The following is a 12,515-nucleotide window of genomic DNA, read 5'->3' as shown; positions in this document are numbered from 1 at the left end:
AGGTTGGAGCTATGAGCAATCGCCAGATCGCCATCGACCTCCTTGAGAAACTTCCGGAAGACATGTCGCTTAAGGACATGGCCCGTGAGATTGAGTTCGTGGCCGGGATTCGTGAGGGCTTTGACCAGTTGGAACGCGGTGAAGGCATTCCCATTGAGAACGTGCGTGAACTGATGTCGTCATGGATTGTCGGGTGATCGTCTCGCCGCGTGCGCTGCTCGATTTGAAGGAGATCGTTCGCTACATTTCCATGGACAATCCGCCCGCCGCCCGTCGCTTTGGCGAAAAACTGGTCTGTGCCGCCGAGTCCCTCGCGCAGATGCCTGAGCGGGGGCGCATCGTTCCAGAGCTGGATGACGGCATCACAAGGGAGATCGTTGTCTATCCCTATCGGATTGTTTATCGCTACGACAAAAACGAAAACACCGTCGGCATCGCACGCTTCTGGCATGGCGCACGAATGCTGGACGAAACCGCATTTCTCTTTTAGAGACTCCCCAACCATGACACTCACTGGATATCACTACATCGCGGGCCGCGAGGCGGCTCCCCACGGCCACCTTTTTCACGCCTTCAATCCCACCACCGGCGGCCAGCTTGAGCCTGCGTTTGGCGATGCCACGCACCGCGAGGCCGATGAGGCCATGCAGGCGGCTGACGGTGCCTTTGACGCTCTTCGTTTCGCCACACCGGAAACTCGTGCGACTTTGCTCGACACCATCGCCGATGAAATCACCGCCTTGGGCGATGCGCTGATCGAGCGCGCCCACGCCGAGTGCGCGCTGCCGGTGGCGCGCCTCACCGGCGAGCGTGGTCGTGCGATCGGCCAGCTCAAGCTCTTCGCGGCTTTGATCCGTGAAGGCTCCTGGGCCAATGCCTGCGTGGACCATGCGCTTCCTGACCGCCAGCCGCTGCCAAAGCCGGATGTGCGCCGCGTGATGATGCCCATCGGCCCCGTCGTGGTGTTCGGTGCCAGCAATTTCCCTTTCGCCATCGGCGTCATCGGCACGGATTCCGTTTGTGCCCTGGCATCTGGCTGCCCAGTCGTCGTCAAAGGCCACCCTGCGCATCCTGGCACCTGCGAGATGCTCGCACGTGCGGTCCTGAACGCCTTGCATAAGGTGGGCCTGCCAGCGGGCTGCTTCTCCCTGCTGCATGGCAAGTGCAATGACATCGGCACCACGCTGACCAAGCACCCTCTCACTCAGGCCGTCGCCTTCACCGGCTCCCTGCGCGGTGGTCGTGCGCTGATGGACGTGGCCGCCGCCCGTCCGCATCCGATTCCAGTCTATGCCGAAATGGGTTCGGTGAATCCGGTCTTCGTGCTGCCCGGGGCGCTCAAGGAGCGTGCCTCGAAAATCGCTGAAGGCTATGTGGGTTCCGTGACGATGGGCGTGGGTCAGTTCTGCACGAATCCCGCCGTCGTTCTCGGCCTGAAGAGTGACGAACTGAACCAGTTCATCAGCAACGCTGCCGCCCTCGCGGCCAAAGTGGCCCCGCAGACGATGCTGCATCGCGGCATCTGCGAAGCCTACGACGCTGGTACCGCCGTGTGGCAGACGGTGGATGGTCTGGAGCTTGCCGGTCAGTCCGAAAGTCCGCCCTCTGAAACCGCCTCCCAGGCGGCCTGCCGCATCTTCACCACGACGATCGACGTGCTGGAAGCCAACGAAGAGCTGCGCCGCGAGGTCTTTGGCCCGTGCTCCATCATCACCCAATGCGCCACGCTCGAAGACATGCTGCGCTATGCAAACAGCCTCGAAGGCCAGCTCACCGCCACCCTGCAGGGCACCGAGCAGGATCTGCGCGATTTCGCCCCGCTCATCCGTGTGCTGGAGCGCAAGGTGGGGCGCATCATCTTCAATGGTTTCCCCACCGGCATCGAAGTCTGCCCCTCCATGCACCACGGCGGTCCGTATCCCGCCGCCAGCCACAGCTTCTTCACCAGCATCGGCACCGGCAGCATCTACCGCTTCGTGCGTCCCGTCTGCTACCAGGGTTTTCCGGAAGAGGCGCTGCCTGAGCTGCTCAAAGACGCCAATCCTCGCGGTGCCATGCGCATTGTGGATGGGGTGATGACGCGGTAGTGGGTGTGAGCGTTTGGTCCTTTGTACGTAGTTCGGGCTTTAGCCCGTCCGGGAATTCCAGAACGGGCTAAAGTCCGAACTACGTACGAAGAGCTGCTGAGTTTCGGCTAATGCCCGGAGCCCCTCCACCGCTTCTTCTTCCCATTTCGAAGCGGCGCATGCCGTGGCAGCAACGATCAGGGTTTCTGCTCCCAGGCTTTTGCCAGTGCTTCAGCCTCCTTGAGCTGCGCGGGTGTCATGCCGAGCTCAAGTGTGGCCTGATGCTTGTCGGCCGCATCATGGCCCTGAATGGCCGCGAGGTGGATCCACATCCAGGCTAGAACGAGATCTTTTTCCACGCCCTCGCCTTTTTCGTACTGAAGGCTCAGCGAAAACTGCGCCTGGGCATGCCCTTGCTCCGCCGCTTTGCGCCACCACCTCACAGCGTCGGCGTCATCTATGGCCACGCCATCGCCATTGTGGTAGCACAGCCCCAGATTGAACTGTGCAGTGGCATTTTTCTGAGCTGCCGCTTTGCGCCACCAGCTTAGGGCCTGGGAGTCATCCTGCGGAACACCCGTGCCATTGTGGTAGCAAAATGCCAGGTCCATCTGTCCATAGGCATCTCCCTGATTTGCCGCCTGGCGGTACAGACTCAAGGCCTGGGCCACATCCTGGGGCACTCCGGTGCCGTCGCGGTAGCAATCTCCCAGATTGCTCTGCGCACGGGCAAGTCCCTGCTCCGCAGCTAAACGGAGCCACTTCGCGGCCTGTGCGTCATCCTTCGTGACGCCTTTGCCTTCGGCGTAACATGCTGCCAGATGAAACTGCGCCATGTCCTGTCCTTGATCCGCCGCTTTGCGGAACCATTTCACCGCCTCGGCGGCATCCTTGTTTACGGCAGTGCCTTGGGCATAACATTCGCCTATTTTGCACTGCGCGAAGGCCAGACCCCGATCTGCCGCCATGCGGGTCCATTTCACGGCCTCGGTTTCATCCCTGGCCACGCCGGTCCCTAGAAAATAACAGGAGCCCAAATGGCCCTGGGCGTTGGCAAACCCTTGGTCCGCTGCTTTGCGAAGCCATTGAACGGCCTCGCCTGCATCCTTGGAAACGCCGGTGCCTTGGGTGTAGCACGTTGCCAGGCTGAACTGGGCCTCGGCCAGTCCTTGGTTCGCAGCTTTGCGGAACCATTTCACGGCTTCGGCGTAGTTCCGAGCCACACCCGCACCATTGTGATAGAGCATTCCCACATTGAACTGTGCCTCGACAATGCCTTGATCCGCCGCCTGGCGAAACAGCTTCAGGGCTTCGGCATCGTTCTTGGGCATTCCCATGCCATCACGATGACACACTCCCAGATTGAACTGCGCCCGGGCATGTCCCTGACTCGCAGCTTTGCGGAGCCACCTCGCGGCCTCCACGTCATCTCTGGCCACTCCTGAGCCCTGAAAATAGGCAAGGCCCAGTACACTCTGTGCTTCGGCATTGCCCTGTTCCGCCGCCTTGCGCCACCAGGAGACAGCTGCCGCCAGATCCTGCGGCAGGCGCGCGCCGTCCTTGTAAATACTGCCCAGCTCAAATTGAGCCGCTGCATCACCCTTTTCAGCTTGGATGCGCGTTTCGTCGAGCGTTGCCGCAAGTGGATGGACTGCTGAAAAACCCAGACAGGCGAGGAAGAGCACGAAGTCGCGAGTGGTCATTCACCCCACAAGCTAGCATTTCCCTCCTCTTGCAAGGATGATTTTCATGGGGGATCCATAGGCTATAAGCCTCTGTGATTTTGCTTGAAGCGACACCTTGCGAAGCGGGAAATCAAAAACTGCGGCTGAATCCAAACGCTAATGGAGCGTACGCTCAGGAACCCGTGGGCAATGCGCCTTGACCCCTTGACCATCTATGACGGCGAGCAGCGCCCCTACCTCTCCTTCTTCGTATTCGAAGGCGCGTTGAGAAACTTGCGCATGTCATTGAAGATGCTGTTCGGCCCCTCCTGCGACTGCGCATGAGTGCGCACGCCTTCAAACCATTCCGCGGTGCTTGGCGAGTGCGCTTTGGCCACGGCGAGCAGAAGCTCAAGCGTGATCGGCACAGGCTGGCCGGTGTGAATGGCGGCGGAAAGGGCGAGTTCGGCGGCGCGGTCAAAGACCCACTTCAAATCAGCACCGGAGAAGCCGTTGGTGGCTTCGATGAGTTCCGTGTTGTCGAATTCGGCAATGGGCTTGTCCTTGGCCAGCAGTTCAATGATCTGCGCACGCGCGGGTGCATCCGGTGGAGCGACGAAGATGGCCTGGTCAAAACGACCGGGGCGGCGGAAGGCGGGATCAAGCGCCCATGGCTGATTTGTGGCACCGATGACAAGGATGCGCTGGTTCTCACTGCGGATGCCGTCCATCTCGTGCAGGAACTGATTCACCAGATTGCGCATCTGGCTTTCGCGGATCTGGCGGCGATCCATGGCGAGGGAGTCGATGTCATCAAAGACGAGCACGCAGGGCGCGTTGGCGCGGGCGGTCTCGAAGATCTGATGCAGGTTGCGCTCGGTGCTGCCGAAGTAGGGATCAAAGATCTCATGCAGACCGACGGAAAGGTAGTTGCAGGGCACTTCACCCGCGACGGCGCGGAGAATCAGCGTCTTGCCGCAGCCGGGCGGGCCGTAAATGAGGATGCCGCCGCCGGTTTTACGACCGTAGGCTTTGTATAGATCGGGAAACTGCAGCGGGTAGGTGATCTTGAGGCGGATCTCCTCCTTCAGCTCTTCCATGCCGCCGACATCGGCAAAGGTCACGTTGCCACGCTCGGGATCACCCGGGGCATAGAAGGTCTCGGGGCGCCAGTCATAGGGCGGGTCATCGAAGGGATCTTCGAAGAATTCGTCCTGATCGGGGCCGCCGGCGATTTGCGGTTCCTGATTGGGAGGTTCTGGTGCCGGGGCAGGGGCGGTTTTGCGGGCATCACGCGCGGTACGGCCAAGCTCACGCTCAAGGGCGGGATCGCTCATGGTGCCGTCGATCTGCGCGGCGCGGTCAAAATGCTCGATGGCTTTGGGGCGGTCGCCCTCGCTCAGATACACACGGCTCAGCAGCAGGTGGGCCTGGGCGTTGGTGGGCTCCAGAAAAATCACGCGCTCGGCACGCACGGCGGCCCCTGAGGTGTCTCCCTCCATGAACAAAACTTTGGCGATGCCCAGCATGGCGTCGGTCTGGTCAGGGTCCTGTTCCAGGGCACGGGTGAAGACCTCACGCGCCTCGTCCAGATGCAGTTCTTCCAGACACGCACGACCGTAGAGCAGCAACAACGACAGATTGTTCGGTGACTGGGTCAGGGCGTCGCGGAGTGCGGTGGAGTTTGGCATGGGTTTAATGATAGACCACCGCCGGGGTGATCCTGCTGAGATTTAAGAGCGCACGAAGCATGCCGCCAATGATTTCTTGGTACAACTCAAGCCCTGCAGACCGGCTGACACGTGGTGGGTGAAGCCAGTTGGCGGAACTTGAAGTTTGCCTGTGACGATCCATTTTCTTTGGGGTTACTGCCTTGGATGAAGATGAAAATGAGTTGCTTGTTTTTACTGACCCTGGGGATGACTCTGCCGGCTGCGGCGGAAGATCGTAAAGGGGACCCTCTGCACTCGCCGACCCTTGTACTCTGCCTTAGACCATTACGGCTGGCGGAGCGGCCGGGACTCTCGGAAGCGGTGGAAAGCGTGAAACGCCTCAACTCATTTTCCCAGACGCAGGAAGGCCTGTCCAAGCGCGCCATTGATGCGCTGGTGTTCATATTCAAAGACCTCTTCCTCAAGGAGCAGGAACTCACCGCCGCAGAGAATGCCCTGGCAAAAGCCGAACGGAAGGCCCTGAGCCAGGAGCAGCTGGCCGAGCGCACGGAGACCATTGGCAGCCCGCTCAGTGGGCCGAACCCCCAACTTGCTGTGATCTATCGCAAAGAGGCGGCGGACCTCCGGGGGCAGGCGACTCGAAGGCATGAGGCGGCACTCAAAGCGCTGAAGGAAAAAATCACCGCCTACAATGTGTCGGTGGGCTATTTCCAAAGCCAGGGATGCACTGAGGTGGTGATTGCGCTGGCGAGCTCGCTGTTCGCCGTGGTTGACCGCCACCTGCCGGAGTTTGACTTCAAACCCACCGTGTCACGAGAGTGGATTGAGCAGCAGAGGCGGGTTCAAGCATAGTGAAAAGAGAAGGACCCAGGCGCACCGTCATCTGACAGGTCGCATGGGTCCTTAAAAGAGCCTCAAGGGCTGTTAGCGGTTACCACTTCTTCTTGAAGCCGCCACCGCCGCCATAGGGGCGCTTGGGTGGGCCGCCGAAGCCGCCTCCACCACCGCCGCCTGCATCTTCACGACGTGGGCCGTCGTCACCACCGCCACCGTAGCCGGGGCTTGGTCCTTCGCCTTCACGCTGCTGCCAGGGTTTGCTGCCGAAGCCGGGCTTCTTGAAGCCGCCGCCACCAAAGCCGGGCTTTTTAAAGCCGCCGCCACCGCCTTGGTATCCGCCGCCGCCGCCACCACCGTAGCCTTTGAAGCCAGTGCCTGGGCCGCCGCCTTTGTTGAAGCCACCGCCACCGTAGCCGCCTTTGTTAAAGCCGCCACCGCCGCCGCCGAAGCCGGGTTTCTTAATGAAGCCGCCGCCACCGCCGAAGCGCTTGGGGCGAATGCCGCTGATGTCGTCCGGACGGTCCGCGTGGTCCATGCGCACGTCACGGCCGCGCAGCTGTGCGCCTTTGACGCCTTCGAGCACGGATTCCACGGAGTCTCCGGGGACTTCGACGAAACTGCATTTCTCCAGCACGTCGATGGCACCAATACTGCCAGGGGTCAGGTCTTGAATGGTGTTGTAAAGCATGCCGGCGATGTCCTGCGGACGTACCTGATCCATGCCACCCACGTTGATGAAGAGACGCACCATGCCGGAGCGCGGGCCTTTCTGCACGTAGCTGCTCTGCTTGCGCGGCACGCGTTCTTCCTCGTGGTCGGTGTCGAATTCGTTGTCAAACTTGGCCGGGCGTACCGCCGGAGCGGCTGCCTGATGATTCGTCGGGCCGGAGTCCTCTTCGGCACCGGACTCCTCACGCTGGGCGGGGGCGGCGGCTGGAGCTGCGGCGGTGTTTTCCACCGGAGCGGAGCCTTCGGCCGGAGCTTCCGTGCCCTCAGCGGCTGGCGCTGGGGTTTCGGCAGAGCCTTCGGTCACTGCGGCTGCCGGGGCAGGGGCTGCCTGCGGGGCTTGGGCGGCGACGGACTGCGGAGTCGGTCTTGGCGCAGGCGCAGTGGCCTGCGCGCGGGGCTTGAAGTCACGCTGCGGATAGTCGGGCTTCCGGCCTGCGCGGTCTTCCACGATCTGCTCGGTCTCGCGCACCTGGTCTTTCATGAGCAGGTCCATGAGCGCGCTGGCGATCTCCGTGGGGGAGAAGCCGATGTCCAGCAGGCGCTGGATGCTGTGCTCGTGGTTGGCATAGCTGGCACCTTCCAGCACAGCTTTGACCTTGTCGAAGGTCTTGTCCACGCGCGTGGCTTCCAGCTCTTCCTGGGAGGGCACCTTGGCGCGCTCCACGCGGATGTTGATGAAGCGCTGAATGCGCTGCATCAGGTAAATTTCACGTCCGGCCACGAGGCTGAAAGCCTTGCCGCTGCGTCCGGCACGGCCTGTGCGGCCGATGCGGTGAACGTAGTCTTCCGCGTCATACGGGAGCTCCAGATTGACGATGAGATCGATGTCGTTCACGTCCAGACCACGGGCGGCCACGTCGGTAGCAACGAGGACTTCCACGTTGCCGCTGCGGAAGTTGCGCATCACGCGCTCACGCATCGTCTGATTGATATCCCCATGCAGGCGGTCGGCGGCGTAGCCACGGGCCACGAGGGCGTCGGTGGCGTCGTCCACGGCACGCTTGGTGTTGGCGAAAACGATCGTGAGGCGCGGGGCCTCGATGTCGATGACGCGGCAGAGCACTTCCAGCTTGGAGCGGCCCTGCACTTCGTAGTAGCGCTGCTCCACGGTGGCCACGGTCAGCGCCTTCTGCTGGATGGTGATCGTCGCGGCGTTGGTCGTGTAGTTCTCCACGAGGCGGCGGATGCGCGGCTCAAAGGTGGCGGAGAAGAAGATGGTCTGGCGCTCTTTCGGCACGGCGGCCATCAGGCGGTCGATGTCGTCGCTGAAGCCCATGTCCAGCATTTCATCGGCTTCATCAAAGACGAGCATCTTGAGGGCGTCGAACTTGATCAGCCCGCGCTCCATGAAGTCAAGAATACGACCGGGGGTGCCGACGACGATCTGGGAGCCGCTCTGCAAAGCGCGGATCTGGCGGTCATACGAAGCGCCGCCGTACACTGGCGTGGCGCGCACGCCTTCCTTGAAGGAGGCCAGCTTGTGGATTTCCGCGCAGACCTGCATGGCCAGCTCGCGGGTGGGGCAGAGGATCAGAGCCTGTACAGCGCGCTTGGTGCCATCGACGCCTTGCACCACGGGAATGCCAAAGGCCATCGTTTTGCCGGAGCCGGTCTGGCTCTGGCCCACGACGTCACGTCCGGTGATCGCCACAGGAATAGCTTCAGCCTGGATGGGGGAGGGTTGCTCGAAGCCGAGTGATTTAACGGCTTCAAGAAGCTCGGGCGAAATTCCCAATTCAGGGAAGGTGTGGGTACTCATAAAAACAGAAACGAAACGTATCCCTCAGAATTTGAGGGGTGTCATACTGGCACCTATAGGGGGAGATAGCAAGGTGTTTGATCTTGAGGCCCCCGGGGAGAGGGCGGGGGAGGCTGCCGGGGGTGAGTCTGTGTTGACGGGGGATCAGAAAAGCTCCCTGGCTTCACCAATCCGCCTACGCAAGTAATAAGGGCGACGCTTGGCATGTGCGACGGCGAGGATCACCACCTTCTGCCGCCAGATTGTGTAGGCGATGTAATATTCGCCAAAACGTGGATTCAAATTGGCTCTGCGAACGGTCTTGCGACGGATGGTGTAGAGCAGCGGGTTTTCACAAATCGCATGGCGATGCTGGAGATAATGCCATTCAAACGCAATCACCAGCTCCTCATCAATGCCGCCGAAGTACTCCAGCAATTCATCATGTTCCTGCTGGGCAGACGGATGAATGTTCCATTCCGTCATGGCCTGTAAACAGGACGCTCGATTCCCAATTTGGCAAACACGGCATCCGAACGACGTTCAGACTCCTCAGCAGTGAGAAGCTGGACGGTGCCATTTTCAATCTCCTGCACACGGGTATCAAGCTCAGCGTCCCACTCGGCCTCGATCAAGGCTTCTTCGTCTGCCTGATCGTCCTCAGTAAGCTGAAAATCACGCCGAAGCTCCTGAAAAAGCTCTCTCGCCTCGTCCGGGGCGAGGCTGTCGATGGCCTTTTTGATGTGTTCGACGGCGGCTGTCATGGTTTGATTCTATCGTAATCCACAGGATTTGTCGAGTGGCTGAGTCACGCAGTGAGCCTCTCATAAGGAACGAGAAGGCCACAAGGCATGGATCACGCCAACCCCGCAACGAAGATCCAGGGCTCACACCTCCAGCATGCACCTTTTCCCCGTCTGCCACGCGCCCGCCACCGCAGAAAAAAGCCATTCTCCAGCATGGACGGCTGCAAAAGCCCTTCTAGAATCGCGTTTCCTCAGCCAACCAATCTGCGGGCGTGCATGCCCGTACCCCAACCATGTCCACCGCTTCCGCTCCTTCGTCGTCATCTCCCACCTCCCTGCGCAACGCCGTCATCCGCCTCGCGGGCAATTCCCAGGACGGCATTCAGTCCATCGGCGGTTTCCTGGCGCGTCTGGCCGGTCGCACGGCGCAGGAAGTGATGACCTACATGACCATCCCTTCCACGATCTCGGGCGGTCCTTCCATTTTCCAGGTGCATCTGGGCTCCGGCGAGGTGCTGCATGAGGGCGACGAAGCCGACGTGCTCGTGGCCTTTTACAAGCACAGCTACGAAAACCACATCTCCGCCCTGCGCGATGGCGGCATCTGCTTCTACGACACCGCGGACATGGGCCCGGAAGACGTGAAAAACGAGCGCGGCATCGTCCACATCGGCGTGCCCTTCACCTCCGCCACCGTGGAGGCCGTGGGCGGCTCCACGCGCGACCGCGGCAAGAACATGTTCGTGCTCGGCATGGTCTGCGCCGTCTTCAATCTCGACAAGGAAAAGCTCGTGGGCATCGTCAGCCGCCAGTTTGGCCGCAAGGACGAAAGCGTGCTGCGCAATGCGCTGCTGGCCTTTGACGCCGGCTTTGCCTACCAGGTGGGCGACGTGGAAAAATTTGCCTTCGTGCCCGGGGAAGCCCATGGCGCGCACCGCATCAGCGCCGATGGCAACCAGATGCTCACGCTCGGTCTCATCGCCGCCGGGGTGCGCTACGGCTCCGCCTATCCCATCACCCCGTGGTCTTCGATCATGGAAACACTGCGCGTCGAACTGCCGAAGTATGGCGGCCTCTACGTGCAGGCCGAAGACGAGCTCGCCGCTGTGGCCATGACCATCGGTGCTGCTTTTGCCGGACACCTTGCCATCACCGGCAGTTCCGGCCCCGGCCTCAGTCTGAAGATGGAGGCACTGGGCTACGCCAGCATGGCGGAAATCCCCCTCATCGTGGTGAACGTGCAGCGCGGCGGCCCTTCCACCGGCCTGCCCACCAGCGTGGAGCAGTCCGACCTTATGCAGGCCATCTACGGCAGCCATGGCGACAGCCCGCGCATCGTGCTGGCACCGAAGGACGTGGAAGACTGCTTCTACATCGCCCTGGAGGCTGGCAAGCTGGCCAAGAAATATTCCTGCCCCGTCATCATCCTGAGCGATCAGGCCCTGAGCAGCCGCATCGAGGCCTTTGAAGAGCCTGACCTCGACAAGCACTGGGTGGAACCCACCCTCGACATCTCCACCCGCCCCGAGGGCTTCAAGCCTTATCCGCTCGATTCCATCACACAGCACGCACCTCCCGGCTCCAAGATGGCAGGCGGCAAGTACCCTGTTTCCACCGGTCTTGAGCACGACGAAATGGGCCACCCGAGCGGCAGCCCCAAGATGCACACCTTGATGACCAACAAGCGCCGCAACAAGCTGGTGCAGCTTTCCAAGGAACTCCCGCTGCCCGTCATCCACGGCGACCAGACCGGCGACGTCCTCGTCATCGGCTGGGGCAGCACCTACGGCCCCATCAAGGAAAGCGTGGACCGCATGCGCAGCGAAGGCCACAAAGTGGGCGCCCTGCACCTGCGCCACCTGCACCCCATGCCGGACGGTCTGGACGGCCTCTTCAAGAAGTTCAAGCACGTCGTCTGCGTGGAGATGAACGACTCCGGCCTCTACGGCTACGGCCAGCTGGCCACCCTGCTGCGCGCCAGCCTCGCGGACCCGCGCATCCAGTCCGTGTGCAAAACCGACGGCCTCGCCTTCCGCATCCGCGAGATCGTCACCGGCGTGGAAAAAATCATGAGCGCCTAGTCCGGACCCGCAGCACTTCCAACCTTTTCATTTTTCAAATCATCATGTCCTCCGCCCTCGTCACTCCTGCAGCTCCTGCCACGGAGAAGCTCACTAAGAAAGCCCTCACCGCCGACCATCCCACGTGGTGCCCCGGCTGCGGCGACTTCGCCGTGCTGAACATCTTCTACCGCGTGCTGGAGAAGCTCCAATACCCGCATGAAAACATCGTCTGCGTAGCTGGCATCGGCTGCTCCAGCCGCTTCCCGTATTTCATGAACACGCACGGCATCCATTTCATCCATGGCCGTGCGCTGCCGCTGGCCACCGGCATCTCCCTGAGCCGTCCGGACGTGCACGTCTTTGTCTTCGGCGGTGACGGCGACGGCTTCTCCATCGGCGGCAATCACCTCAACCACGCCGCGCGCAAAAACATCAAGCTCACCTACGTCATCATGGACAACTTCGTCTATGGCCTGACCAAGAAGCAGACCAGCCCCACGAGCCCCATCGGCTTCAAGAGCAAGACCGATCCCACCGGCAGCATCGATCGTCCGATCAACCCCATGCGCCAGCTCCTCGCCAGCGGCGCCACCTTCATCGCCCGCACGCATGCCGCGCAGGTGAAGCACATGGAGGCCATGTTTGAGCGCGCCATTTTGCACGATGGCTTCAGCGTCGTCGAGTGCCTCAGCGAGTGCGTCATGTTCTACGCCGGTGCTTTTGACGACAGCACACCCCGCAAAGGCGGCACCTTTGACACCATCGACGAAACGCAGCACGACGTCACCAACGACGTGGCCGCCTACCAGATGGCCGAAAACCTCGCCCCCGGAAAATTCGGCGTCTACTACCAAGTCAACCGCCCCACGAAAAACGCCCTCGAGCAGAAGTGGATCGACGACACCCAGTCCAAGCTCGGCGGCGTCTCGCAGAAAGACATGCTGAAGAAGCGCTTTGAAGCGATGCGGTAGGAGCAGCCTTGGGTGCGCGGGCCTCCGA

11 protein-coding genes are annotated in these 12,515 nt (G+C 61.4%); 6 read left to right on the top strand and 5 right to left on the bottom strand.

Annotated features, from left to right (window positions below; translation table 11 throughout):
• Positions 1-11: 11 nt before the first annotated feature.
• From AC24GY_RS25890 to AC24GY_RS25880, 3 genes are read left to right on the top strand one after another with little or no spacing between them, the layout of a single operon-like run.
• Positions 12-197, top strand: coding sequence for a hypothetical protein (locus tag AC24GY_RS25890; RefSeq protein ID WP_422321601.1), 186 nt, complete (start codon positions 12-14; stop codon positions 195-197).
• Positions 182-490 carry a type II toxin-antitoxin system RelE/ParE family toxin gene (locus AC24GY_RS25885; protein ID WP_422321600.1) on the top strand — a complete coding sequence of 103 codons (309 nt, stop codon included), beginning with the start codon at positions 182-184 and terminating at the stop codon, positions 488-490. The genes AC24GY_RS25890 and AC24GY_RS25885 overlap by 16 nt, the downstream gene beginning before the upstream one ends.
• A gap of 13 nt (positions 491-503) precedes the next feature.
• The gene (locus AC24GY_RS25880; RefSeq protein WP_487688980.1) at positions 504-2,087 is read left to right on the top strand and encodes an aldehyde dehydrogenase (NADP(+)); all 1,584 of its coding nucleotides are present in this window, start codon (positions 504-506) and stop codon (positions 2,085-2,087) included.
• Between the two features lie 176 nt (positions 2,088-2,263).
• On the opposite strand, the gene AC24GY_RS25875 is transcribed toward AC24GY_RS25880, so the two are convergent.
• Together AC24GY_RS25875 and AC24GY_RS25870 are read right to left on the bottom strand one after the other, a co-directional pair.
• Positions 2,264-3,769 carry an SEL1-like repeat protein gene (locus AC24GY_RS25875; protein ID WP_487688977.1) on the bottom strand — a complete coding sequence of 502 codons (1,506 nt, stop codon included), beginning with the start codon at positions 3,767-3,769 and terminating at the stop codon, positions 2,264-2,266.
• Positions 3,770-3,984: 215 nt separating this feature from the next.
• Complete coding sequence (locus AC24GY_RS25870; protein ID WP_487688974.1) at positions 3,985-5,421, bottom strand: AAA family ATPase; 1,437 nt, start codon at positions 5,419-5,421, stop codon at positions 3,985-3,987.
• A gap of 111 nt (positions 5,422-5,532) precedes the next feature.
• Between AC24GY_RS25870 and AC24GY_RS25865 the strand changes: the two genes are divergently transcribed.
• Positions 5,533-6,255, top strand: a complete 723-nt coding sequence (locus tag AC24GY_RS25865; RefSeq protein ID WP_487688971.1) for a hypothetical protein — start codon at positions 5,533-5,535, stop codon at positions 6,253-6,255.
• Positions 6,256-6,334: 79 nt separating this feature from the next.
• Here AC24GY_RS25865 and AC24GY_RS25860 read toward each other — a convergent pair whose 3' ends face one another.
• The 3 genes from AC24GY_RS25860 to AC24GY_RS25850 all read right to left on the bottom strand — a co-directional run bounded on the left by AC24GY_RS25860 (position 6,335) and on the right by AC24GY_RS25850 (position 9,471).
• On the bottom strand, positions 6,335-8,728 hold the full coding sequence (locus AC24GY_RS25860; protein ID WP_487688969.1) for a DEAD/DEAH box helicase: 2,394 nt from the start codon (positions 8,726-8,728) through the stop codon (positions 6,335-6,337).
• 144 nt (positions 8,729-8,872) lie between these two features.
• On the bottom strand, positions 8,873-9,193 hold the full coding sequence (locus AC24GY_RS25855; RefSeq protein WP_487688966.1) for a hypothetical protein: 321 nt from the start codon (positions 9,191-9,193) through the stop codon (positions 8,873-8,875).
• Positions 9,190-9,471, bottom strand: coding sequence for an addiction module protein (locus AC24GY_RS25850; protein ID WP_487688963.1), 282 nt, complete (start codon positions 9,469-9,471; stop codon positions 9,190-9,192). Before AC24GY_RS25850 ends, AC24GY_RS25855 begins: the two co-directional genes overlap by 4 nt.
• 275 nt (positions 9,472-9,746) lie before the next feature.
• On the opposite strand from AC24GY_RS25850, the gene AC24GY_RS25845 reads away from it, so the two are divergent.
• Positions 9,747-11,534: a 2-oxoacid:acceptor oxidoreductase subunit alpha gene (locus tag AC24GY_RS25845; protein WP_487688960.1), complete on the top strand. Its 1,788-nt coding sequence runs from the start codon at positions 9,747-9,749 to the stop codon at positions 11,532-11,534.
• A gap of 44 nt (positions 11,535-11,578) precedes the next feature.
• On the top strand, positions 11,579-12,487 hold the full coding sequence (locus tag AC24GY_RS25840; RefSeq protein WP_487688957.1) for a thiamine pyrophosphate-dependent enzyme: 909 nt from the start codon (positions 11,579-11,581) through the stop codon (positions 12,485-12,487).
• Positions 12,488-12,515 lie beyond the last annotated feature (28 nt).

This window comes from Prosthecobacter sp. Pr1 (assembly GCF_057652315.1).
The sequence above is the reverse complement of the archived record's forward strand: the minus strand, read 5'-3'. Positions and strand labels throughout refer to the sequence as shown.